The sequence below is a fragment of the Microbulbifer mixtoriginis (SeqCode) genome (assembly GCF_052467235.1).
Map to the genome: position 1 here is coordinate 3,350,924 of NZ_CP174305.1, position 25,687 is coordinate 3,376,610.

At 44.9% G+C, this 25,687-nt stretch carries 20 protein-coding genes; 6 read left to right on the plus strand and 14 right to left on the minus strand.

Features of this window, described 5'->3' with window-relative positions; all coding sequences use genetic code 11:
* Nucleotides 1-57 precede the first annotated feature (57 nt).
* The 6 genes from ACJJIO_RS14590 (at nucleotide 58) to ACJJIO_RS14615 (ending at nucleotide 9,509) form a co-directional block, all read left to right on the plus strand.
* Nucleotides 58-1,086: a glycosyltransferase family 4 protein gene (locus ACJJIO_RS14590; protein ID WP_444908891.1), complete on the plus strand. Its 1,029-nt coding sequence runs from the start codon at nucleotides 58-60 to the stop codon at nucleotides 1,084-1,086.
* A gap of 975 nt (nucleotides 1,087-2,061) precedes the next feature.
* Nucleotides 2,062-4,095 (plus strand): protein-disulfide reductase DsbD family protein, encoded by a 2,034-nt coding sequence (locus tag ACJJIO_RS14595; protein WP_444888214.1) that lies wholly within the window; start codon nucleotides 2,062-2,064, stop codon nucleotides 4,093-4,095.
* An 81-nt stretch (nucleotides 4,096-4,176) separates the two neighbouring features.
* Complete coding sequence (locus ACJJIO_RS14600) at nucleotides 4,177-4,680, plus strand: protein disulfide oxidoreductase (RefSeq protein WP_444888215.1); 504 nt, start codon at nucleotides 4,177-4,179, stop codon at nucleotides 4,678-4,680.
* A gap of 149 nt (nucleotides 4,681-4,829) precedes the next feature.
* Nucleotides 4,830-5,648, plus strand: a complete 819-nt coding sequence (locus ACJJIO_RS14605) for an MBL fold metallo-hydrolase (RefSeq protein WP_252084832.1) — start codon at nucleotides 4,830-4,832, stop codon at nucleotides 5,646-5,648.
* Between the two features lie 119 nt (nucleotides 5,649-5,767).
* Nucleotides 5,768-6,478: an aspartate/glutamate racemase family protein gene (locus ACJJIO_RS14610; protein ID WP_444908892.1), complete on the plus strand. Its 711-nt coding sequence runs from the start codon at nucleotides 5,768-5,770 to the stop codon at nucleotides 6,476-6,478.
* Between the two features lie 508 nt (nucleotides 6,479-6,986).
* Nucleotides 6,987-9,509, plus strand: coding sequence for a TonB-dependent receptor plug domain-containing protein (locus ACJJIO_RS14615; protein ID WP_444891092.1), 2,523 nt, complete (start codon nucleotides 6,987-6,989; stop codon nucleotides 9,507-9,509).
* Between the two features lie 68 nt (nucleotides 9,510-9,577).
* Here the strand turns inward: ACJJIO_RS14615 and ACJJIO_RS14620 are convergent, their stop codons facing one another.
* From ACJJIO_RS14620 to ndhC, 14 genes are all read right to left on the minus strand, one after another.
* Complete coding sequence (locus ACJJIO_RS14620) at nucleotides 9,578-10,036, minus strand: hypothetical protein (protein ID WP_252084835.1); 459 nt, start codon at nucleotides 10,034-10,036, stop codon at nucleotides 9,578-9,580.
* 82 nt (nucleotides 10,037-10,118) lie between these two features.
* Nucleotides 10,119-11,660, minus strand: coding sequence for an NADH-quinone oxidoreductase subunit N (locus tag ACJJIO_RS14625; RefSeq protein ID WP_444908893.1), 1,542 nt, complete (start codon nucleotides 11,658-11,660; stop codon nucleotides 10,119-10,121).
* On the minus strand, nucleotides 11,657-13,249 hold the full coding sequence (gene nuoM, locus ACJJIO_RS14630) for an NADH-quinone oxidoreductase subunit M (RefSeq protein WP_444908894.1): 1,593 nt from the start codon (nucleotides 13,247-13,249) through the stop codon (nucleotides 11,657-11,659). Before nuoM ends, ACJJIO_RS14625 begins: the two co-directional genes overlap by 4 nt.
* The gene (gene nuoL, locus ACJJIO_RS14635; protein ID WP_444908895.1) at nucleotides 13,246-15,084 is read right to left on the minus strand and encodes an NADH-quinone oxidoreductase subunit L; all 1,839 of its coding nucleotides are present in this window, start codon (nucleotides 15,082-15,084) and stop codon (nucleotides 13,246-13,248) included. Before nuoL ends, nuoM begins: the two co-directional genes overlap by 4 nt.
* Before the next feature lies 1 nt (nucleotide 15,085).
* Nucleotides 15,086-15,403 (minus strand): NADH-quinone oxidoreductase subunit NuoK, encoded by a 318-nt coding sequence (gene nuoK, locus ACJJIO_RS14640; protein ID WP_435583630.1) that lies wholly within the window; start codon nucleotides 15,401-15,403, stop codon nucleotides 15,086-15,088.
* Nucleotides 15,393-15,917: an NADH-quinone oxidoreductase subunit J gene (gene nuoJ / locus ACJJIO_RS14645; protein ID WP_252084839.1), complete on the minus strand. Its 525-nt coding sequence runs from the start codon at nucleotides 15,915-15,917 to the stop codon at nucleotides 15,393-15,395. Before nuoJ ends, nuoK begins: the two co-directional genes overlap by 11 nt.
* Nucleotides 15,918-16,083: 166 nt before the next feature.
* Nucleotides 16,084-16,602, minus strand: coding sequence for an NADH-quinone oxidoreductase subunit NuoI (gene nuoI, locus ACJJIO_RS14650; protein WP_444908896.1), 519 nt, complete (start codon nucleotides 16,600-16,602; stop codon nucleotides 16,084-16,086).
* A 40-nt stretch (nucleotides 16,603-16,642) separates the two neighbouring features.
* Nucleotides 16,643-17,599, minus strand: a complete 957-nt coding sequence (gene nuoH / locus ACJJIO_RS14655) for an NADH-quinone oxidoreductase subunit NuoH (RefSeq protein WP_252084841.1) — start codon at nucleotides 17,597-17,599, stop codon at nucleotides 16,643-16,645.
* Between the two features lie 3 nt (nucleotides 17,600-17,602).
* On the minus strand, nucleotides 17,603-20,443 hold the full coding sequence (gene nuoG / locus ACJJIO_RS14660; protein WP_444908897.1) for an NADH-quinone oxidoreductase subunit NuoG: 2,841 nt from the start codon (nucleotides 20,441-20,443) through the stop codon (nucleotides 17,603-17,605).
* A gap of 56 nt (nucleotides 20,444-20,499) precedes the next feature.
* On the minus strand, nucleotides 20,500-21,774 hold the full coding sequence (gene nuoF / locus ACJJIO_RS14665) for an NADH-quinone oxidoreductase subunit NuoF (protein ID WP_444908898.1): 1,275 nt from the start codon (nucleotides 21,772-21,774) through the stop codon (nucleotides 20,500-20,502).
* The gene (gene nuoE / locus ACJJIO_RS14670; protein WP_444898897.1) at nucleotides 21,752-22,318 is read right to left on the minus strand and encodes an NADH-quinone oxidoreductase subunit NuoE; all 567 of its coding nucleotides are present in this window, start codon (nucleotides 22,316-22,318) and stop codon (nucleotides 21,752-21,754) included. The genes nuoF and nuoE overlap by 23 nt, the downstream gene beginning before the upstream one ends.
* Before the next feature lie 130 nt (nucleotides 22,319-22,448).
* A complete protein-coding gene (nuoC, locus tag ACJJIO_RS14675; protein WP_444908899.1) occupies nucleotides 22,449-24,254 on the minus strand; it encodes an NADH-quinone oxidoreductase subunit C/D in 1,806 nt (601 codons plus the stop codon).
* Between the two features lie 41 nt (nucleotides 24,255-24,295).
* The gene (locus ACJJIO_RS14680; protein WP_444885845.1) at nucleotides 24,296-24,943 is read right to left on the minus strand and encodes a NuoB/complex I 20 kDa subunit family protein; all 648 of its coding nucleotides are present in this window, start codon (nucleotides 24,941-24,943) and stop codon (nucleotides 24,296-24,298) included.
* Nucleotides 24,944-24,961: 18 nt separating this feature from the next.
* The gene (gene ndhC, locus ACJJIO_RS14685; RefSeq protein ID WP_252084847.1) at nucleotides 24,962-25,375 is read right to left on the minus strand and encodes an NADH-quinone oxidoreductase subunit A; all 414 of its coding nucleotides are present in this window, start codon (nucleotides 25,373-25,375) and stop codon (nucleotides 24,962-24,964) included.
* Nucleotides 25,376-25,687 lie beyond the last annotated feature (312 nt).

Consider the following 25,687-nt stretch of genomic DNA (forward strand, 5'->3'; position numbering starts at 1 on the left):
TATTTTTGTTGGCGCTGCTTTGAAACGATTCTTCTCTTTAGATAAAGGTTTTATGGTATGAAAATATTGATTGCTACGGACACCTATCCGAAGCAGCTTAATGGCGTATCGCGGGTTCTAGAGAAAACCATAAAAGAATTGTCTGTTCGAGGGCATGAAGTCAAGCTTTTATCTGTTGATGACTTTAGGTATTTCCCCTGGCCTGGATATCATGAAATTAGAATTGCAGTATTCCCTGGTTCCCGTCTTGCTCGTATTGTTGATGATTTTTCCCCAGATACTATTCATATTATGACAGAGGGGCCAATTGGTATTTCCATGCGGAGATATTGTAAAAAGCGAGGTTTAAGATATACAACTTCATGGCTTTCAAGACTGTCTGAATATGTTTCCCTAAGATACAAAATACCTGTAAGTTGGTTGCATAGACTACTTGTGGATTTTCACCAGTCTGCAGCTCAAACGATGGTGACAACTACAAGTATGGAGACAGAAGCAAGAAATTTAGGTATTAGTAGGATTGTTCGCTGGCGTCGAGGAGTGGAGTTGGATAAATTTCACCCGGTTGAAACTGAAATTTTTTCAGGGCTGCCCAGGCCAATTATGTTAAATGTTGGTCGTATTGCTGTGGAGAAGTCACTAGATAGGTTTTTGTCTATTAATACTCCTGGAACCAAAGTGGTGGTAGGAGATGGTCCTCAATTAAATGCATTAAAGAAAGAGTTTCCAGAGGTAATTTATTTGGGGGTAAAAGAGGGAGAGGCATTAACCGAGTGTTATGCTGGAGCGGATGTTTTTGTATTTCCATCTTTGACAGATACTTTCGGTTTGGTGAATCTTGAGGCGTTAGCTTGTGGCCTGCCAATTGCGGCCTATCCGGTCACCGGACCAAGAGATATCATTGGCGATGCACCGGTTGGTGCTATGGATGAAGATCTTGGGGTGGCTATTCAAAAAGCTCTTACATTCAAATCAGAGGATTGTATCGCACGAGCGAGAACTTTCTGTTGGGATTTGGCTACTGAGGACTTTTTGGAGAATTTGGTTCCTGTTAATGTTGAGCATCCTTTATTGGCTGAATATTGAAAAGATAAATTATATAAATATTGATAGTGTGGATAAAAAGGGTTAAGTTCAGCTTGTATTTTATAAGTATATGTAATGACCCATTTTAGATCAAAGGTGAGAGTATGTGTTGGGGAGATCTTTCGATCCCGCACAAGGGTATTATATATTCAATGATATCATTAAAACTTTCATAGAAAGTTGAGGTTGAATTTTACAGGTTTTCAAGCCCAGAGTCTCAATTCCAGAGTGCCATTGTTATTTTATAAATACTTTCTCCACTCTTTATGAGCCCAGAAATAAAAGAAATCTTAAACATTGCGTTGAAAGATAAGTGCTCACTAGAATTATTGCTTCTGATTATTTTTCTTTACAGTCTGTTAGATGAAATTACTTATCTCTTTGAGGCACTATTCGCCGTAAAAGCGCAGATACATTAATTCAGAAAACATATTCTGGCGGATTTTTCCGATAAATTTCAGATGGTTGCCTTTTTCTTAGGCGTCACTCCCTTTTCCATAAGATTGATACTGAATAAGCGAGAGACCAATATGGAAAGCAATGGGCGCTGGAAAGGGCATAAGGAACGCCGTCATAATATTCAACGACTGACAAGTGGTTGATCTGTAAGCGGTCTGCCAGAGTCTCGATCTCTATTTCCAATCAATTATTTTCCTACTATGTGCTGATGAGTATCTAAATACCAGGCTAATCGGCGGCTATTTTTTGTGCCAAGATGAGCTGTGAGTAAGTTTTAGGTCTCTGACCAGCCTGGAGTCTAAGGAGCGATGGTTATAGATTATTGAAAAACTTAAAGGGCTGACGAATATCTCAAACGAGAATCTGCGTCTAATTACAAAAGTTAGTAAGGGGATATTGACGGGGTAATCTGCGTCCAATTTATTGATCTTAAGTGGTTATCTCTCAGTATAGTGTTCATAGATAACCAGTACTGCATTTATAAATTTCCCAGGCATAAGGCCCAAGGAAAAGAGTGTGTTTAAAATCAAGTTTGTCTTGATAATCATCATTAGTGGATTGGCTTTTTTTTATGGTTCTTTCCTTTATGCAGAGGAAGAGACTTCCGGCGATCATGTGCGTATACGTTGGTTAGCCCCTTCTAGCTTTGAAGAAGTACGCACCGAAAAAATTGGTATCTACTTCGAAGTGGACCCTGAGTGGCACGTGTATTGGCGAAATCCGGGAGATTCCGGAGCCGCGCCCCGTTTTAATATACAAGCTTCGGGGGCAAGCATAGGAAATATTGAATGGCCTTTTCCAACTCGTTTGAAGGTGGAACACCTTACAAACCTGGGTTATGAGAGCAGTGTTGCCTATCTTTTTGACCTCAAACCCAAGTCAGGAGCTGAGCAAGTCGCTTTGAAAGCGGATCTTGAATGGCTTGTGTGTAAGATCGAGTGCATTCCAGGACGTGGCACCATAACCTTAACCCGCCCTGTTGGGAAGCAGCCCAAGTGGACAGGAGATGACCTGATAATAAGGGATTACTTTGCAGAGAGAGTGCCTACCTCGAATGAAAGCAGCCCTTGGATGATAAAATCGCTGGTTCCTCAAGGAAAAGACCGCATACGCCTGTTGATTGAAGCACGTGAGAAAGGTCAGGTACCACAGGTTTTTCCACTGGATGGAAAAGTCATCTCTCCCGCCAAGCCAAGGGTCCGACGAGATGGTTGGTCACTCATCTATCTCTTCCAGCGCCAGCCTGAGGCGACTACTCCCGCGGTAACTGGTTTTGTCATCAGTGATGGAAAACAGGCCTGGAAGTTTGATGATGTACCCTTCGGTAGCCCTCTACCTACTGAGAAGTGGCGTCCCATTTGGCTGATCATCCTCACGGCATTTATTGGCGGGGTCATATTGAATCTGATGCCCTGTGTTTTCCCTGTACTTTCAATTAAGCTGCTTGGCTTAATAGGGGAGGGCTATAGCGGTGGTTCTCGCCCGTTGGAAGGGCTCATTTATGCTGCTGGCGTGGTTAGCACCTTTACGATCCTAGGCTTGTTACTTTTACTACTTCGAGCAGGAGGGGCATCTATAGGGTGGGGCTTCCAACTTCAGTCCCCTGAAGTGGTGTTGAGCCTGATTGTATTATTTTGGGTGATGGCCATGTCTTTTCATGGAGTCTTTGAATTTGGTCAACACTTGGTGAAGGTTGCAGGCCTGAGTAAAGGGGGAACCTTTGGTACAGGTGCCCTTGCAGTGTTTGTTGCTGCACCCTGTACTGGACCATTTATGGGCGTAGCGTTGGGTTCTGCAACAATATTACCTCCACTAGAGGCCATGCTTATCTTTATCTCTATGGGGATTGGTTTAGCAGCTCCATTCTTAATTCTCTGTGTTAGCCCATCACTCCTAAGAAGGCTTCCATCTCCGGGACCATGGATGGAAAAACTTCGCCAATTTCTGGCTTTTCCGCTCTACGCTACAGTGATTTGGCTCCTTTGGATTCTGGGTCGAATGGAAGGAGAGATGGGTTGGCTAATGGGTACCTCTATGGTACTGATAGCAACGATTATCCTCTGGATGATACATAACTCCACAGGTTTAGTTAGGGGAATTTCCTGGGGGCTCTTATTTATCAGTTTGCCGTTAGCTTTTAAGGTTATGGAGCGAGCAGATCAGAAAATGATACAAACTTTAGTTTCATGGCAAAAGTATGATCCTGAACTGCTTAAACAGGCGCAACAGGAAAAGCGTTCAGTGTTTGTCGACTATACAGCTGCTTGGTGTGTTACCTGTCAGGTAAATAAAAAGCGAGTGCTTGATAAAGAGGAAACATTAAAACTCTTTCAGGATAATAATGTTTTGTTACTGCGTGCCGATTGGACTCGAGAAGACCCAGAAATTACTGAATCCCTGGCCGCATTAGGGCGCAACTCAATCCCTGTTTATGCTTGGTATCCTGCTGGAGCAAAGAGACCCAAGCTTCTACCCCAGGTATTGCAGGAATTTATGATTGTCGATTTGTTCGAAGATAGTAATAACAACGAAGAGGATGAGGAGCGATAGAGTTGAACCACTCTTAGTTGTACTGGGTGTGATGGATTTCCAAAATTGGCTAGAAAATTCAAAATATAGGAAAAGTTTACGGTGCAAATTCAATGGTACCGGGCGGCGGTAAAAATAGTAGCCTTTTCTATGCTAGCTATAGTGGTAATGGCTGCGGTTGGCTATTACCAGCAAAGAGACCTTCCCAAAGACACAGCTCCACCACTAGAAGGTAAAACCATAAATGGAAACTTGTTAAATCTTAAAGAGATGACAACTCATGGACCAGTCCTTATTTACTTTTGGGGCTCCTGGTGCCCTTATTGCCGTATAGTATCTCCCAAAATATCTGAGCTGGCGCGGGAATATCAGGTTTTGGGAATTGCCATGCGATCTGGTGATGAGGATGAGGTAGAGAAATATATGCTCCGGCACAATCTGAAGTTTCCTACAATCAATGACCCCGAGGGCAGAATAAGTTCCCGTTGGGGAATCAAAGTAACGCCAACGATGATTATTGTGGGGAGTGACGGAAAGATTGCCTGGACTACCAGTGGTGCTACCACCAAGCTTGGCTTGAAATTGCGTATGGAACTCACGGAATAGCCGTTTTTAGCAGATTCATGACTCAATAGGTCGATGCTGTCACCAATTTTATCCCTACTTCATCAGATATCTAGACCTTCTCACTGAGGTATAACTATCTTAAATCTCTAGTCTTCTCAATTTTTCGGTCTCAGGCATGGGAGGCTTGTGTGTCGGTCATTGATTCATTTGACTACAAAGATCTTGATGCGCAGAGAGTTGGCAGATTTGATTTTGGGATCAATACCACATTTATTGTTTATCGCTTAAAAGATACCATTATTGATACAGGGCCTAGCAATCAATGGAAGTATGTCAAGTGGTTTGTGAAAAACAAGCCGTTTCGTCAGCTTCTACTTACTCACCATCATGAGGATCATAGCGGCAATGCCGGCGCTATCTATAAGTTGACAGGAGTTCAACCTCGTGCCCCCAAAGCCACTATAGAAATTCTTAAACGGGGTTTTCGTATACCGCCAATTCAAAGGTTAATTTGGGGAGCTGCCGGGCTGGCTGAAGCAGCCGAATTGCCAAAAGATCTGCGTATAGCCGGCGAGAAAACAATACCTATCGCCGCACCAGGTCATGCTAAGGATATGACCTGTTACCTGATGGAAGACCGGGGCTGGATTTTTACTGCTGACCTCTATGTGGCCAGTCATCTAAAAATGTTGCGTAAGGATGAGAGTATTCCGGTTTTGATGAAAAGTATGCGCAAAGTACTTCAATATGAATTTGATCTTATCTTATGTCCCCATCGGGGTTTAGTAGAGAATGGTAAGAAAAGGCTTCAAGAAAAGTATGATTACTTGCTTAACCTGTCGAGTTCTGCTCAGGAGTTGGGGCGCCAGGGTGTATCACTTAAAGAAATTACTCGTCGCCTTTTGGGGAGGGAGAATATGATGGCTCTTCTTTCAGGTTATAACTTCAGTAAAAGAAACTTGATTGCTTCTTGTATGTCCATGGATCCATCAAAGTACACCGAGTAGCTACTAGCTATATTTTACATTTTTATTTCTTTTATCTGATTGTTTTTCTATTGGTTGTTTCTACTGCTGGGTTACTTTAAATTTGTTGCTTAATTTTATGGAAGTTAGGTGAGCAAGTAGTGAAGCGTGAAGTTAGAAAAGTTGGCCTAATTGGTGGTATGAGCTGGGAGAGTACACAGCTTTATTATAGGTTAATTAACCAGGGGTTCAATCGATGTCTTGGAGGATTACACTCAGCAGAGATTATTTTATACAGTGTTGATTTTTATAAAGTGGAGAAGTTACAGCGATCCGATAACTGGGATGAGGCAGGCTGCCTTTTAGCACAAGCCGCCAAAGCGTTGGAAGCTGCTGGGGCAGATTGCATTCTAATTTGTACCAATACCATGCATAAAGTCGCGGATCAGGTGACGGCTTCCGTAGGTATTCCTCTCTTACATATTGCCGATGCTGTAGCTGAAGTTTTGCTTAAAGATAAAGTCAATAAGGTAGGGTTGCTGGGTACTGCTTTCACCATGGAGCAGGATTTTTATCGTAAATACATTCAGGAAAAGTACGGAATAAACCTGATAGTTCCCACAGCCGCGGATAGGGAAATTGTCCATCGGGTAATTTATGAGGAGCTTTGTAAGGGCAAAGTTGAAGTTGCATCAAAGCAGCAATATCTGCGTATTATCCACTCTTTGTCTGCTCAAGGGGCGGATGGTGTGATTCTTGGCTGTACCGAGATTGGTATGCTGGTTTCAAAAGAGGATGTGACTATCCCACTGTTGGATACTACTCAAATTCATGCGAATAAAGCTGTGGAATTTTCCTTGAACGCTTCCTAGTCAGTTTTTGGGGCCTACCTATAGGAATATATTGGGATCCAATACCTTTATGTGGATATTGGTCCCTACTTATTTTACATTTTTAGGATGAGCTATTTAACTCTGGAGTAAAAATCAGTTACCATTTCGCATATCCTTTGTTTGTATGACAGTTGCCTACCTAGTACTCTGAAAATTACTTTCTATTAATCTCCTTTAGTTCGTTTTGCTGTGAATTCTCACAGTGACATGAATGTCATTATCACCTCAATAGACATGATTTAAATTGTAAATACCTGTTATTTAGGTATTTTAATTTTCCATTTTTGCTGGCATTTTTTACCTGTGTCACGCTTCTTGCAGTGATGAAGAATGATGATGTCCATCATTGGAGGGGCGGGCTATATCAGTACGCTATTCGGCACGTACTGTTCCAATCAGGATAGATTGCTTCGTACCCGGTACCACACTGCCGAAAAATGATCGATTAGCATTGGAAGATAAAACCAATAATTGACAGGGTAATTACATGAAAGAAAATAAGAAGCGTTGGCTAGCGGCCTGTGGCGCGCCATCGCTATTGGCAATGGCGGTTGCCGCTGTGTCCAGCCCCGCAGTTGCCGAGGATGCACTTCTGGAGGAAGTCATCACTATTGGTACCCGTGTTGAGGGGCGTTCGGCTACGGATTCCTCCGCACCTATCGACATCGTTACTGGTGACGAATTTGTTAACCAAGGTGATGGTGACCTCAACAACCTGCTGCGCAATGTTGTGCCTTCCTACAATGTTAATGCCAAGCCGATCTCTGATGCCGCATCGATTGTACGCCCGGCCAACTTGCGTGGACTGCCGCCCGATAGCACCCTGGTTCTAGTAAACGGTAAGCGCCGTCACCGTGCATCCGTGATTGCATTCCTTGGTAGTGGTGTATCGGATGGTGCCCAAGGACCTGACATCTCTGCTATTCCAGCGATTGCACTGAAGCAAGTAGAAGTACTCCGTGACGGTGCGGCCGCTCAGTACGGCTCTGATGCCATTGCCGGGGTGATTAACTTCCAGCTTAAAGATGCTGCTGAGGGTGGCACCGTTGAGGTGAAGCATGCTACCACTGCCGAGGGTGATGGCGACCAGAGTATGGTTGCTGCCAACTTTGGCCTGCCGTTGACCGATTCTGGTTTTGTAAACTTCAGTATGGAGTATCGCGAGCAGGACTCCACAAGCCGCAGTACTCAGCGGGACGATGCTGCGCAGCTGATCGCCGATGGCAATACTCATGTTGCTAATCCAGCGCAAATTTGGGGTCAGCCCGAAGTTGATGATGACACTAAGTTCTTTATTAACAGTGCCATTGAGCTGAACGATACTGCTGAACTATATGCCTTTGGTAACTATGCCAGCCGTTCCACCGATGGAGGATTCTATTTCCGTAATCCAGAAAATCGAGATGGGGTTTTTACCTATAAGGATAAGATTGACACAAATGGTGATGGGGTCCCTGACAAGGAGGTTGTTTTACCTCTGATAGGTGACTTAGATCCCAGCAATGGTATTGATAATTGTCAGAATGTCAGTGTCTCTGAAGCTCATGATCTCGATGAATGTTTCTCCTTTACCGAGATGTTCCCTGGCGGGTTTACCCCTCGTTTCGGTGGTGATCTAGAAGATTACTCCATGGTCTTCGGGTTGCGCGGTGAATTGGCCAATGGTATTGGTTACGATGTCAGTGCCAGTAGGGGCCAGAACAAAGTAGATTTCCATATCTACAATACCATTAATGCCACAATGGGCCCAAATACCCCAACCAGCTTTAGCCCTGGTGGTTATGCGCAAACTGAGACCAATTTTAATATTGACCTGACCAAGGCTACTGAAATTTCCGGTAAGGCATTGTATATGGCCGGGGGCTTTGAGTGGCGTGAGGAAGAGTTCGAAGTCAATATGGGGGATGAAGCCTCATGGACTCAAGGTCCATTGACAGAACAAGAATTCCTTATCGGTTCTAATGGTTTTTCTGGGTTCGGACCTGAAGTTATTGGTACTTTCGACCGCGATAATATTGCGCTCTATACCGACTTTGAACTGGAAGCGACTGATAATCTTCGTTTGGGCACAGCCCTACGCTGGGAAGATTTCTCAGACTTCGGTAGTACTTTCAACTATAAGGTTTCCGGACATTGGGCAATTAATGATGTAATCGCCTTGCGCTCTACATACAGTACCGGCTTTCGTGCACCTACACCAGCTCAGTCAAATATAAGTAATGTGACTACGGCTTTTGCAGATGGTCAGCTAGAGAATAAAGGTACTATCCCACCGACAAACCCTGTTGCGGTATTAAAAGGTGGGAAGCAACTACAACCTGAAGAGTCGAAAAACTTTACTATTGGCGCCATTATTGCTGCCGGTGACTGGGATATTACCCTCGATTATTTCCAAATTTCCGTAAGTGATCGTATCACCCAGTCTGCCGATCAGGAACTAAGTGAAGCGGAAAAAGCGCAACTGGTGGCCGATGGTATTAGCGGAGCTGATTCACTAACATCGATTCGCTTTTATACCAACGACTTCGACACCAAGACCCGTGGAATTGATGTGGTGGCAACCTATCCGCTCGGAGATGCCACTGACTTAAGTTTCGCAGCAAACTGGACTGATACAGAAGTCACCAAGTATCGGGAAGAAACCATCAGTGATATGCGTCTTGGGCAGTTGGAAGATGGTCTGCCCAACATTCGTGGTAATGCAACCATTTCTCATGCGGGTGAAGGATGGCGTGGTCTAGTTCGTTTGAACTACTATGGCAGCTACTGGGAAGCGCACCTGGATGATTACAGCCTACCCATTGATGCCGGTGATGAGTGGACTGTGGATATAGAGGGTGCCTATGACTTTAGCGATTCGCTGTCGCTGATCGCAGGGGCTGAAAATCTGTTTAATAACTACCCAGATAAGAACCCCTGGTCAGGTGTTGCAGGCGCTGAATACCCCGAGACAGCACCAATGGGCTTTAATGGTGCGCTCTACTATGTACGTGCACAGTATGAGTTTTAAGCCCTCAGTGAATAGCTTTACTTAAAAGCTATCGTTACTGTAAAAAAGCCCGCTTTATGCGGGCTTTTTTACATGTCCCAGAGAGAGTTAGTTGCCATAGATAAGGTGATACGTTCTTTGTCTTGTATCTGCTTCAAGTCCTCAAAGACTTCTTTTACTTCCATGGACTCAATAGCGCCGTACACCGCTTCATAAAGACTGGAAAAATATCGGTCTACTTCCCTTCCAATATTATTGACCTCTTTGATAGTGGGCGGGTCACTAAGTGGTAGTTGGCGAATAAAATCATGGGCGGATTCTTCATGGGTGTACTGTAACCAGGTCTGCATGACCTTTTGCTGGGCGATTTCTCCATAGTTTGAGAGGTTTCTCGCCATACGTTGTTCATGCTCTAACATATGTCTTAATAACAGCTGAGTTCGATAATCTTCAGATTTTTCAAGTAAATTCTCGTAAAGGTCTGCCATATCCAGGTGAAACTTTTCTGCATCCTGAATGATTTCAAATGCCTGCTTGAAAGTCTTCATAGGTCTGCCCTTTGATACCCAGGAAATTGTTATTGGGCGGAAAACAGGTCGTATCTTCTTGCGGCCATACCCTAATTAATCTTTATAGTGCATTTATCCAGTTGATCAAGATCTGAGGAAAAATACCGAATACTAACAGAGCCCCCGTCAGTGCCAGTAGTAACAACTGGCCAGATGCAGCAATTTGTACTGTGCCGTTAGAGGTTGTATCTTGGGAGCTATCACGTTGTACAAGGGTAAGAAGTAATCTTAGATAATAGAAAAGTCCCAGAGCACTACCGATAACCACACCCGCTAGAAGCCCCCACATTTCACCCTCAACCCCTGCTGTAAACACATAGAACTTGCCAATGAAGCCAATAGTTAGCGGTATGCCGGCAAGGGAGAGGAGCATGGCAGCGAAACAGCTGGCCAACCAGGGGGAGCGCCAGAGCAACCCTTGATAAAATGCGCGCTGATAGGGGTTCTGGCTATCTGAAGTGGGATTTTCAGGGTACTCTCCACTAAGCACTTTTTCTTCAACCGAATCGGCGACCAAGCCCACTATCGCAAAAGCACCTAGGGTAGTAATTATGTAAGCTATCAAGTAATAAATAACGGCCTCTGTGCCAAAGGTGCTTTTTCCTATGATAAAAGCCACAATCAAATAACCGATATGTGCAATTGAAGAATAGGCTAAAAGACGTTTGATATTCGACTGCATTAATGCGAGAAGATTTCCTACAATCATACTGGCTATGGCTGCAATAGAAAGCATATCGATTAAAGTTTTGCTGCTGTATAGGTCCAGAGTATTAAAGAAACGTAATAGGAAGCCAATAACCGCTCCTTTGGCTACGGTTGCAATCAAGGCTGTTGTTGGCGTGGGGGCCCCTTGGTAAACATCAGGTGTCCAAATATGAAAGGGCACAAGTGATAATTTAAAAGCCACAGAGATAAGAAATAAAGTAACTCCAGTCGCAAATAGCGTGGAGGTCTGGGATAACTCAGTAATTCGAGAGGCTATGCCGGTAAAGTCTAGCGCGCCAGAAGCGCTATAAATAAGCGCAATACCGAACAGGCCTAATGCAGTGGATAGTGCTGATAGAATTAAATATTTAATGGCTGATTCAAGGGACTGAAGCTGTTCTCTTTTTGGGGATAGATCGCCAGTTAAGGAAAAACCTAGCATGGGATAAAGAGAGAGGCTAATTAACTCAAGTCCCAGGAAAAAAGTTGCAAAATGGCTGGAGAAAATCAGAGTGCAGGCACCAAGCATTGCCAGAAGCAATAAAATATAATATTCCTCTGGATAACTACCAGCTACTCCTTTTGGGTCACAGCGTAGACGTAGGTAGTTGAACCCCATAATACTGACGGCAAAGGCGGTTACCAATAATATAAGTGTGAAAAATAATGCAGTGTAGTCGATCAGGATAAGCTCAGTTACCTGAAGCGAGCTTGTCGCACCAGTCAGTTCATCGGCAACCCAAAAGCAAGAAGCCATGGCAAGCAGTAGAGTCATTAGGGTGGTTACCAATGCACCCAGGTGCCCACGCCAAAAAGATACCTGTAACAATAGAATAACTATACCTGCACTAAGTATCAGTAGTGGCAGTATTCCAAAAAGTTCCTGTGCACTCATGGGGTGTTATCCTCAACTGAGGTCGGTTTAAGCTTGGGTGAGAGAGTCTGAGATGATAATTGTTCATTTAAGATTTTCTGATCATTTAAAACAGTATCAATTCTTGTTGCGGATCGTTGAACAGTTGGATCGGCAATATCAAAAACTGGTTGTGGGCGTAAACCGATAAAGACTAATAGGACGGCGAGAGTGAGAAGGGCGCTAGATTCCCGTATGCTGAGATCTGTAGCCTCGTGCTCCTGAATCGGCTTTTCCAGTCGCTTGTTCAGTTTTCCAAAGAATACCTTTTGCATCATAAGTAAGGCATAGAGCGCTGCACCAATAAGCCCAACTGCAGCCAGGGCTGTTAGCCAGTGATTACTTCGGAAACTACCTACAAGTACGGTGAACTCAGCAACAAAATTGCCTAAACCAGGTAGGCCCAGAGATGCTACTGCGAAGAAAAGTGCAACGGCAGATAACTTTGGCAATCTGGCCCAAAGACCGCCCAACTGGTGCATATCTCTAGTGTGAAAGCGATGCTGAATAGCACCCACCAGGGCAAATAAAGCTGCAGTGCTCAAGCCGTGAGCGATCATTTGCATAACAGCTCCTTGAATAGCAATAGTATCAAGGGCATACAAGCCAAGTAACACAAACCCCATATGACTAACACTGGAATAGGCTACCAACCTCTTCATGTCTCTTTGAGCAAAGGCGAGCATTGCTCCGTAAATAATACTGAGTGCTCCAATAGTCATTGCTACCGGTGCAAATGCTACTGAGCTTTCAGGAAATAGCGGTAGGTTGAAGCGCAACAAGCCATAAGCACCTGTTTTAAGGAGAATGGCGGCCAGTAGGATACTCCCTGCTGTAGGTGCCTGAGTATGTGCGTCTGGTAACCAAGTATGGAAAGGTAAAGCTGGTAATTTGACTATGAAAGCAACAAAGAACCCTAGCATTATCCAGTAGTCAATTCCGGGTGATAGACGGGCATCTAGTAGGGCATTGTAATTAAAAGTGAGCTGCCCGGTGTTGGTGTAGTGGATATAAACAAGAGCAACTATCGCAATAAGCATTAGAAGACTGCTTGCTTGAGTAAAAATAAAGAACTTGATTGCGGCGTAAATACGTTGCTCATAACCCCATACTGCGATTAAGAACAGCATGGGTATCAGCATGACTTCCCAGAAAAAGAAGAAAAGGAAAAGATCAATAGCGGTAAAGACACCAACAACACCGGCTAAAGTCCATAGGTAATTGAAATAGAAGAAACCTCTGCGAAAATTAATATCATTCCAGGTCATTACTATCCCAAAAATTCCCATTGCCAGTGTCAGTACCAGCATGAGAAAACTTAAGCCATCAATGGCTAAATGGAAGTCAATTCCAAATCTGGGAATCCAGGGTATTTGTAAACTCTCCCACCAAGGCTCCGATGTGCCAACTTCTGTTGAATGAATAAATGTTGAGTAGTTTGTGAGTAATAAGGCGGCAAGTAATAAGCTGATCATACTGATCCAGCGCCCACCAGTTTTAAAATAGCGCTCAGCTAGCCAGGCTAGCACGCCGCCGGCGAACAATATAATAATGATCGTTAAAAGGGTCATAACGCCACCAGAAGTGCGAGGAATAGAATGGAACCAACGGCGAAGGTAGTTAGGTACCAACGCACTTGTCCATTTTGCGAGGTACTTAGAAGAGCATGCATTTGTCGGCTAATTGTTGCGGTGCCTTTGTAAATACTATCAATAATATCATTGTGGTTTATTTGAGTAAGAAACTTGAAAGGTCGCACCAGTAGATGATCGTATATCCAATCGAATCCCCAGCCGGAGAACCAGAACTGCAATAGGCTTGAACGTTGTTCTCCTGTTCTTTGCTCATGACGGAATAACTTCCAGGCAATGGCAAGGCCTATTAATGGCATTGCAATAGCCGTGCCTTCGATCCAGGGGGAGTGGGCTTCGTCTGGGCGAACACCAAATACGGATTGCAGCGGCGGGGCCAATAAGCCACCAAATAATGCCAACACTGCGAGAATACAGAGAGGTATGCTCATTACAGGGATATTGGCATCTTTACAGTGAGTGGAAGCTTGACCTTCTCTTCCCAAAAATACGAGAAATAATACACGGAAACTATAAATTCCGGTTACGAGTGCTCCGAGTATGCCGGCGAGCCACAAGATGTTAATGCCATGGTGATATTCCCAGGCCCTCAATAATATATGGTCTTTACTATAGAATCCTGAGGTGAAGGGAAGTGCAGCAAGGCATGCACATCCAATGGTAAAACAAATAAAAGTAAGTGGTATTTTTCGATAGAGTCCACCCATTGAAAAAACATTTTGTTCATGATGCAGGCTTAAAATTACTGATCCTGCAGATAGGAATAGCAGGGCCTTAAAAAATGCATGAGTCATTAAGTGAAAAATCGCGCCAGACCAAGCACCAACGCCTAAAGCAAGAAACATGTAACCGATCTGGCTAATTGTGGAGTAGGCGAGTACTCTTTTTATGTCACTTTGAGCTATTGCACTGAAGCCAGCCAGAAGTAGTGTGAGAGCGCCAACGGCTGCCACTGCGGTCATTGCCACTTCCGATAACATATAAAGAGGATGCATACGGGCAATTAAATATACACCTGCGGTAACCATAGTGGCAGCATGTATCAGGGCACTCACTGGTGTTGGACCAGCCATGGCATCAGGTAGCCAGGTTTGCAGTGGTAATTGTGCCGACTTACCCACGGCACCACCCAGTAAGAGAAGGCACGCTAAAGTGACTATGTCATTGTTTACATCTGGACCGTTTATGGTCGAGACAAGCTCAGGAATGTTTAGTGTTGAGAATTCATAGAAAAGCAGAAACAAGCCGATAGCCATTGCCGTATCACCAATACGGGTGACGATAAAAGCTTTTTGGGCAGCTGCTCCATTGGCTGGATCCTTATACCAAAAACCAATCAGAAGATAGCTGCAGAGTCCAACACCCTCCCAGCCAAGATAAAGTAAGACCAGATTATCAGCCAAAACCAGAATCAACATGGCACAGACAAACAGGTTTAGGTAAGCGAAGTAACGGCGGAAATCCAGGTCTTCCCGCATATAGCCCACTGAATAGAGGTGGATAAGAAACCCAACACCAGTGATAATCAGTAACATCACCATGGTTAGCCAGTCCACGTGGAAATTGAAACCTAGTTTCAGGTTGTCCACCAACATCCACGACCATAGAGAAATATTGATTGATTCAGAGGGATTCCCCCAAAATAAAACAATAGCCACAATTATTGTAAATAGAGCAGCCAAGCCAACACTGCCTACGCCGATATAGGCAATCACTTTTTGCGAAGGCTCATCCCGATAAAATAGTGGGATAGCTACCAATGTGAGGAAGCCAATCAGTGGTAAAAGTGGCACCCAAGCTAATAGGCCCTGCATGTTAGCCTCTCAGTTCATTTAATTGATCAATATCAACAGTATGCTTGCGATGATAAAATTGCAGGACTAAAGCAAGCGCAATTGCTACTTCAGCTGCCGCAAGAGTGACGACAAATAGGAACATTACCTGGCCATCAGCATTTCCCCAATGTGCACCAGCGACTACGAACATCAGTGCTGCAGCATTTGTGCAAATCTCCACACACATCAGCATGAAAATGACATTTCTTCGCATCATTAATCCTGCCAGTCCCAAGCAAAAAAGGATGGCTGCAAGTAGAACACCTGCCTCAAGACCTGGTGCGGTTTCAATTGGCATTATTAGATCCCTCTGAATCAATATTTCTACGACGAGCTAAGTGAAATGCACCAACTAATCCAGCCAGCAATAACATTGAAGCCAACTCTACAGCGAGAACATAGTGGCTAAATAGCGCGATACCTACTTGTTTAGGGCCTATGTAGTGATAGGTTTGACTTGAAGAGATTTGTCCATTACTTACCAATATAATAAGTTGAGCTAATAATAAGGCAGACAATAAAGCCGGGCCGATCCAGGTTCTGGGCTGGAGCCACGCTTGTTCCTGAGCTACAGTGGAATCTCCCTGATTGAGCATCATAATGACAAAAATAATCAATACCATAATTGCCCCGGCATAAATAATTACTTCTAAGGCAGCAGCGAGAGGGGCCCCAAATTGATAAAAGATTACAGCCACTGCGAGTAGCGATGTCACTAGATAAAGAAGGGCATGTACAGCATTTTTATGAAAAATAACCATGGTTGTGGACGCTACCGCTATGGCGGCTGTCAAATAGAAGATAAGATTCATGCCTTTCGGCTCCCTGGTATTGTGTTAGTCGATTGAGTGATTGTTTTTCTCAGCGACTTATTCTTATTTAATGAATAATTTTGTTTTTTAATTATTGTTTTCTTTACCGGCGGCTGTTGACTTGTTGGTGATTGTTTGGGCCAATAATGATGTATGTTTTTTAAAGCTATAGATTCAAGCCTTTAACATTAATTGGCTCTGCTTCATTATCTGCCTGGCCCTTATCTTTTCCTTTTATGGCTTTTCCTGCGACCTGATAAAAACTATAGTCGTGATATTTCCCTGGTCCATCGATCAATAGATCTTCCTTTTCATACACCATGTTTTGACGATCGTATTCACACATTTCAAAATCAGGTGTTAATTGGATCGCATAAGTTGGGCAGGCATCTTCACAGAGTCCACACATGATGCAGCGGGAAAAATTAATACGGAAATATTTTGGACGCCAACGACCATCAGGATCTTCGGTTTTCTGTAAAGAAATACAATCTGGCGGGCAGGCAACTGCACAGAGATTACAGGCTACGCAGCGCTCGTCGCCATTGGGATCCCGGCTTAAAATAATTCTCCCACGGTAGCGTGGCGCCAAGTAAGGTTTCTCCTCTGGATACTGAACGGTGACATTACGCCGGAATAGATGTTTAAATATTAACCACATACTGCGAATTTGACTGGCGATCATTTCCGTCCTCCGGCAATACTGTGGGGATGTGATTGAAGGCCTAGGCGATCCATAACAGTACTCCAGCGGTTGCGAGCAGATTAAACAGAGACAAGGGCAACATGACCTTCCAGCCAAATTTCATCAACTGGTCGTATCGAGGACGGGGAAGGGCTGCACGCAATAGAATGAAAATGGCAACCAGAAAAGCAGTTTTTAGGCAGAACCAGATAATAGGAGGGAGTAGAGGGCCATGCCACCCTCCTAGAAATAAAGTGGTGATTAGTGCGGATATCAGAATTACAGCAAGGTATTCACCAACAAAAAACATTCCAAACTTCATACCTGAATACTCAGTATGAAATCCTGCTGTTAATTCATGTTCTGCCTCGGGGAGGTCAAAGGGTGTCCTGCGACTCTCGGCGATACCTGCAATAAAGAAAACAATAAAACCCAGAAACTGGGGCACAATAAACCAGGTGTCCGCCTGGGCATTGACAATATCCCTCAAATTGAAACTACCGGACATCATCACTACACCCATCAGGCTCAATCCCATAAAGACTTCATAGGAGACCGTCTGTGCGGCGGCTCGGAGACCACCTAGTAGCGCATACTTATTATTAGAGGCATAACCACCAAGGATTATGCTGTAAACGGCAATGGAGCTCATTGCAAGCACAAACAGTAGACCAATATTAAGATCGGCAACCCCAATACTTGGCGACATGGGCACTACGGCAAAGGCAATGAGCATGGTTGCCATAACGACTGTAGGCGCTAGAACAAAGACAGGAATATCGGCAAACCGAGGAATGAAGTCTTCTTTAAAGAACAGCTTAATCATATCGGCAAGAACTTGTAATGTGCCGAAGGGACCCACCCGATTTGGACCCGGCCGATCCTGCCAAAATCCAAGAAGTCGTCTCTCTCCCCAAGTGAGGATAGCTGCGAGTAACACGGTAACGATAAGTACACCGAAAATATTGAGCAGAGTAATCCAGATTGGTGTACTCATGGCTTATTGATCCTCGCTAATCATAGGTGCCACTGCCGGACGTAGAGAGGCATAGCCAGGAATCTGAGGAGCCAGGGTCTCCATTCCCGGTAATCCAAAAGGCACACCAATACACCCATGGGGTATGGTGTTGCAGGGTCTTATTTCTGCTCTATGGGTGTCATTGCTGGTTTCTATATCTACCAGTTCTCCCATAGTCAGAGTGTAGTGAGCTAGGGTATCTGGATGTATTAATATAAATGGAGCATCAATAATCTCAGAGAGAGACATTGATTGGTTACTGAGTTCCTCACTACCAAAGAGGCGATAAATGGGGAGCATCTGTACTTTATTGGAGGTGTCTGATGGATGCTCTAATTCACTCCTAGAGGGGAGGTATTCAGAGATAGGTCGTGGAGCTCGTTCAATTCTTTTGCCTGACGGCCCCCCTTTACGCTCACCACCAACTTGTTGTTGAAACTTAAAGATAGATTGGTTGGAGTTCCATCCTGGTGACCAAATATTTGCCTGGAGTGGAGTTTTATTGGGATTGTGTATGCCTTCCATACTGAAGCTCATGGGAGCATCAGGATCTTTAATGGGGGGTGTTTCTGAAACATGTTGTTGGGCGTGGATAGCGGTACGCCCACTATAACGGGCACTTTGTCGAGCGATCTTAAGACCATCTATGCGATAGTCTTCATTGGGGCCGAGATCGGCGAGAACCCCCAGTGTCGTGAACTCCTTCGCTATGGCATTACTGAGATCTGTACTGTGCTTCCAGCTGTTGATCACTGAGAGGTTAGCGGACTTCTCAGTACAGAAATCTACAGCATCCACAAGCCAGCGCCAGCTCTCCTGAATGTATCCTTTGCCTTCATAGACTGCATAAAATCGCTGGGCTAAACCATTATTATTTATATAAGTACCCTGTGATTCGGCTGTTGTAGATGCTGGGAAGATCCAGTTGGCTCTTTTGGCGGTAGGCGTAAGTAGAGAATCCATCAGAATAACTTCATCCACTAGAGAAAAAATCTTCTCTGCAGATGGTGTATCCAGTCGCCGATATAGATCATTTTCCAGCACAACAAGACTGGTTGGAATAGTATTCTTTGTCGTTGTCAGTGACTCTAAGAGCTGATCCAGATTGTTATCACTTTCATTAACAAGCTGAATTAATCCCAAGCTGTTAACTTCACCACAGTTTAAATACAGATTAGTGGGTGACTTTTTGTGATCGCTTATTACGCAAGCCAGATTGGCTACGGCGCTTAAAGTGTCGGGATGCCTGCTGGATACTCCGGATATAATCAGTGGATTATTTGCGTTTTCCAGTATTTGAGCCACGCGTCTAATCTGTTTCTGTAGTTCTGAGGTATTTTCAGTTCCCTGGTTGTTAGAGTTTTTGATTTCCTCTGTGAGCGCATTAGTAAACTGTGCAACTTTTTCTGGTGACTCAAACAGGGTAGTTTTGGCTATATCTGTGAGGTCGGTAAGCTCTGTTCCTATAAAAATAATCGGGCTGGGATCACCCTCTAGTTGTCTTACTGAGGCATCTTGCCACAAAGGAATTTTTAAATTTTGAGCCTGCTTTTTTTGACGATTACGTGCTGCTTGACGCACAGCCAAGGCAATACGGGGCGCCGTGTTATAGATATCTTCACCGATTATCAGAACTGCATCTGCGGATTCTATTTCTGGAGTATTGGGACTTGTTATTCGTTCGTCACTCTGTATAGCGTTGATCTGTTGCAATAATTGCTGATCGAAACGGTTTAGCCCAGAAAAGAAATTGTCGGCTCCAACTAGTTGCTGTAGAGCAAAATTATTTTCTATTGATGCTCGGGGAGAGCCAACGCCAATGATCCGGCGGAGTTGGCGTTGAGCTGCGGTGACTTGTACCGATAGGTGTAGAACACCATCGCGGGGGTTTACTTTACAGTGAAGTTTATCTTTTGAATCTGCGGTGGAGCTAATAAGCTCCTCATTATGTACACTCAATACCTGATCAATGCGTGTTGAGCCATTGACATATTCGTACCCGAAACGACCTCGATCGCAGAGAAAGTAACCGTTTATATCGTGATGGAAGAGATTGGTAATACGCCTTAGTACAGGGTCGTTACCATTGCTGGATTCTCTTGCACCAGGTGCAGTGTTACACCCTACTGCACAATGTTCACAAACCGAAGGCGCTGTTTGTAGATCCCATTTTCTAACAAAATGTGCACTGAATGTTTTATCAGTGAATACACCGGTAGGGCAGACTTCAACCAAGTTTCCGCTGAAGCCATTTTGTAGGCGACCTTCTTCTTGACGACCAAAATAAACCTGATGATTACGACCGAGTGCCTGTAAATCACTCCCTCCAGCATAATCGTTGTAAAACCGTACACAACGGTAGCACGTAATACACCGATTCATTTCATGATTGATAAATGGACCAAGATATTGATTGCGATGTGTGCGCTTGGTGCCCCTATAGCGGCGCATGGTGTGACCTGACATTTCAGTCATATCCTGCAAGTGACACTCACCACCTTCCTCACAAACTGGACAGTCGTGGGGATGATTGGTCATCAGGTCTTCAATGATACTACCGCGAAATTCTTTTGCTGCCTCGGCATTGACACTGTAGATACCACCATCTCGAACTGGTGTCATACAGCTCATAATTAATCGACCCGATTGGTCTTCACTGTCTTTATATTCGATCATGGCACATTGCCGGCAAGCACCTACCGAGCCCATTTCAGGGTGCCAGCAAAAATAGGGGACATTTAGACCTACAGTCAGACAGCTGCTGAGAAGATTTTGATCGCCATCAACCTGATACTTCTCGCCATCGATCGTTATGGTTGGCATCGTTAATCCATTATTTATTTGATATTATTGGGAGTCCGGCCAATCTCTTTCGCTAGTTATTTATAGGGGCAACAGCCTTTCTTGATATGATCTATATAGTCCTGTTCAAATAGTTTGAGGGAACTCTGAATGGGTTCTGCTGCCCCAGGAGCCAATGCACAGAAAGTTTTACCTGGGGCAATGCGCTTACATTGCTCATGTAGCAATTCAAGGTCTTCGGGCAGACCTTCCCCATTCTCGATTCTTTGCAGAACTTTCACAATCCAGGGCAAGCCATCTCGGCAAGGAGTACACCATCCACAGGATTCGCGCGCAAAAAACTGTGTAAGATTTAGTACCAGCCCAATAGGACAGGTTTTATCATCTAACACAATAATTGTACCGGTCCCCATACGGCTACCAGCCTTGCCGATCACGTCATAATCCATAGGGAGATCGAGGTGATCGGGCCCCAGGAAATCAGTAGATCCTCCGCCTGGTAGGAAGCCTTTTAGCCGAAGTCCATCTCTCATGCCACCGGCATACTGTTCAATAATTTCTCGAATAGGGGTACCCATTGGCAATTCCCAAGTGCCGGGATTTTTGACTTTGCCGCTGACGCCAAATATTTTACTGCCAGCATCCTGTCCGATGCCCAAGCCACGGTACCAGTCGACTCCATATGCTACCAAATGGGGTATATTGCAGAAGGTTTCTACATTATTTACAACTGTAGGTTTACCCCATAAGCCACTTACTTGAGGGAATGGTGGTTTAGCTCTGGGGATTGCACGTTGCCCTTCGAGAGCATTGAGAAGCGCTGTCTCTTCACCGCAGATATAATTACCTGCACTGCGATGCACAAAAATTTCCAATGAAAAATCACTATCAAAAATATTTTTTCCGATAAGACCTTGAGATTTTGCTTCCTCTATTGCTCGCTCCAGGCGTTCTGCTGCCAGGTGATATTCCCCGCGAATGAATATGTAACCAATGGATGCGCCTATGGCGTAGGCAGCAATTGCCATCCCTTCTAATAATAAATGTGGATCACGCTCCATAAGGAGGCGGTCTTTGAATGTGCCCGGCTCCATTTCATCTGCGTTGCAGACAACAAACTTTTGCTCAGGGGATCCTTCGCCTCGGGGAACAAAGCTCCACTTCAATCCAGTGTTAAATCCCGCCCCACCGCGTCCACGTAACCCGCCATCTTTGACAAGATTGATAATGTCATCCGGTACCATAGAGTGCGCTTTGCGCCATCCTTGGTAACCATCATTATCCAGGTACCGGGTGATATCTGCTGCGGTATTTTCTTTGGTGATATTTTTAGTGAGAGGATTTGTCAGCATGGATTTGTTTCTTTTTATCGATTAGTGCGTCGATAGCTGATTCATCGAGGTTTCTATACATTTCCTCTCCCAGCATGAGTACAGGCGCTTTATCACAATCGCCTAAGCAGGGAGCCTCCAATAGAGTAAATATTCCATCATTTGTTGTCTGTCCTGGTTCAATTTGTAGACTCTGGCTTATGTGTTTTTGTAATTGATCACAGCCCATAACCCAGCAGCTGGCACTTTTACAAAGCAAGATCACTTCTTTCCCAACGGGCTGACGAAAAATCAGTTGAAAATAGGTGGCTACGCTCTCCAGTTGAGCTACAGGCATGTCCAAGTAGTTTGCAATGGCCCGTAGACTACCGTCTGAAATCCAGCCTCGATACTTTTGTACGATTCTAAGTGCTTCTAAACCCACAGAAGATTTTCCCTCATAGTGAGAGGCCTCTTCATCAATTTCTCGCTTTTCCTCATCGGTGAGGGTTTCGGAGAGTTCTTCTGGATCCTTGTTACTTTGCTCCATTACTTCGATCAGTTCCGGTTCTAGTACGCTGGACATTTTCGCCTCCTATGGTCGAATCACGGAGGCATCTAGAAGATGCTACTGCCGCCGGTAGTTACTGCGACATAAGAGCATCGAATCCTGTATTTCATAAGTCTCCCCATAATCTAAGCTGAATTTATTGTTGTTATCGGTCAACATCTGCCATCACAAAATCAATACTGGCAATGATTGCAATAAGATCCGCAATTAACAGTCCCCGTGACATAAGTGGAATCATTTGTAAATGTGGGAATGAGGGGGTGCGTATTCTGGTGCGGTATGATGTCGTCCCTCCATCGCTGACAATTTGATAACTGTTGAGACCTTTAGTGGCTTCGATTGGGAAACACACTTCACCGGCGGGCATTACTGGTCCCCAACTGTTATTTACAAAGTGTTGGATGAGGGTTTCTATATCCTGCATAGTGCGCCCCTTTCGTGGAGGCGTCGTCAATGGGTGATCGGATTTATAGGGCCCAGCTGGCATATTTTCCAGGCACTGACGGATAATACGCAGGCTCTGCCACATTTCATCCACTCGCACACGGCACCGATCAAAACAATCACCACCATCATAGCTGGGAATATCGAATTCAAATTGGTCATAGCCACTGTAAGGGCGTTTTTTACGTAAATCCCATTCAAGCCCGGTTGCGCGCAGACCGGGACCCGTCACTCCCCACTCCAGTGCTTCAGCGGTATTGTAGACGCCGATGCCCCGTGTACGTTTTTGTAGCAGTTTATTTTTGATTACCATCCCGTCGTAATCGCGCAAGCGTTGTGGCATATAGTCGAGAAATTCCCGGACCATCTTTTCCCAACCCTCTGGCAGATCCTGAGCTACACCGCCGATCCGAAACCAGGCCGGATGCATACGCCCACCAGTGATGGCCTCGACTATGCCAAATAGTTTCTCCCGGTCGATAAACATGTAAAAGACAGGGGACATCTGTCCGACGTCCTGAGCAAAGGTGCCGAAAAAGACCAGATGGCTGGAAATGCGGAAAAACTCGCACATCATTACACGAATAACCTGGGCACGTTCGGGCACCAGAATTCCGGCGAGTTGCTCCAGAGCCAATACGTAGGGCAGGTTATTCATAACGCCACCCAGGTAATCAATGCGATCTGTATAGGGCACATAGGTGTGCCAGGCTTGGCGTTCTGCCATTTTTTCTGCGCCGCGATGGTGATAACCGATATCCGGTACCGCATCCACTATTTGTTCACCATCGAGTTGCAGGGCGATGCGAAAAACGCCATGCACACTGGGGTGGTTTGGCCCCAGATTTAGAAACATAAATTCTGAGTCTTCATTGGCACGAGCCATGCCCCAATCTTCAGGGCGAAATAATAGTGCCTCTTGCTCCTTACGCTCTTTTTCTTCAGAAAGACTGAAAGGGTCTACTTCTGTGGCGCGTGCATGATGATCCTTACGCAGGGGATGTCCTTTCCAGGTAGTGGGCATCATAATCCGGCGCAAATGTGGATGCCCTTCGAAATTAATCCCAAAGAGGTCCCAAACCTCCCGCTCATACCAGTTGGCGTTTTGCCAAATGTCATCAATTGATGGCACTGAAAGCTTGGATTCGGCCAGAGCGACCTTAATGCGAATAAATAAATTGCGAGTGAAAGATAGGAGTTGGTAGACCAGGGTAAAATCACTCGCTGGCTGCTTTTCTGGTCCTTCTCCGCGGTTTACTCGCAAGCGCTCATCTATTGCGCTGAGGTCGTAAAGCATGGCGAATGGACGAGAAATATCTACCTTGAGAAATTGCAATATGGGAATCAGGGACTGGGCATCTACCCATAGAGTGGGCATATCTCCACAATTTGGTTGTAACCAGTAATTGTGCAAATGATATTCCTGGTCGAAATCACGCAGGAATAGCTCAGCCTCCTTGCTATAGGCAGTCTCACTGTGAATACTTTTTGCTATAACGCCTGTCATGAGGGTCCCATTGTTATTGTTTTATTAGAGCGCTTTAAGCTTTAAACCGTATCTGGAGAGCGCAATAGTTCCGTACGCATCCGTTCTTCTCGATGCAAATCCCGCTGGCTTGGTTTGGCTACTTTTCTGGTTCCCTGTTCGTCCACTACCCAACTGAAATTTCTGCGCTCGGCAGCAACGGATTTTTGTAGCAGAGTGAGACCCTGCAGTAATGCTTCTGGGCGTGGGGGGCACCCGGGGACATATACATCAACAGGCAAAAATTTATCGACACCTTGCACCACGCTGTAAATGTCGTACATGCCGCCAGAGTTGGCACAAGAGCCCATGGATATCACCCAGCGAGGCTCGATCATTTGTTCGTAGAGCCGCTGTACCACAGGCGCCATTTTTAGGAATACGGTGCCAGAAATTACAATAAGATCAGCTTGCCGTGGCGTTGCACGAATGACTTCTGCGCCGAAACGGGAGATATCATGGCGGCTGGTAAATGCAGTGGCCATTTCCACATAGCAGCAGGAAAGCCCGAAGTTAAATGGCCAAAGTGAATTAGAGCGTCCCCAGGCGACTAACTCTTCCAACTTGGCGAGCAGAACATTTTTTTGCAGGTCTTCTTCGAATTCCTCGCCACTTGACTTACGGGAGTCAGAGGCGATGACATCATCTGCCTTACTCAGCTGCCAGCGCATGGTGTTTTCCTGGTTTCTTTATTGATTATTTTTGCGGCCAATCAAACTTTTTTGTTGTCCGCCCCACTCCAATGCACCCAGGCGCCATAGGTAGATCAGCCCTACCAGTAGGATGACAATAAAGATTGTGGCTTCGATAAAGCCGAGAAGTCCGGTCTCAAAGAAGGCAATTGACCAGCTAAACAGATAAACCGCTTCCAGGTCGAATACAATGAATAAAATGGCAACCAAATAGTAGGCAACTGAAATTCGCAGGCGAGCACTGCCCTGGGAGATAATCCCGGATTCAAAAGGTTCATCTGTTGCGGGATCTCTTCTCTTCTGCCCGAGAAAATAGGAAAGACTCAGCATCAGGACAATTAGTGCGAGTACAGCAAGGCAATAAACGACAAGAGGCCACACTTCCGGGTTGAGCTGCTCTGGGTAGTTCAACTTCTTTCTCCCCGTTTTTCTTATGGGTCACGCCCGAATTGATTCTTAGTACCGCCGCGAAAATACTTGGTATTTTTTTGATAGGAACGATTTCTGGTACAGAAAACGAATGGAATACTTTTGAGTTGCCCTCTACTTCAACGAGGTGCCTGCTAGCTCCCAAAATCCTTGTTTGCTTGTTCACTGTTTATAAGGCTTAGTCCAAGATTACGCCAGTATCACTAAGGAACGTTTAATTCTTATACCTTTACTTTTTATTAGATGGAATTCTGTGATAATTAACGTCAGCGATCGAAAAACTTAATTTTGTGT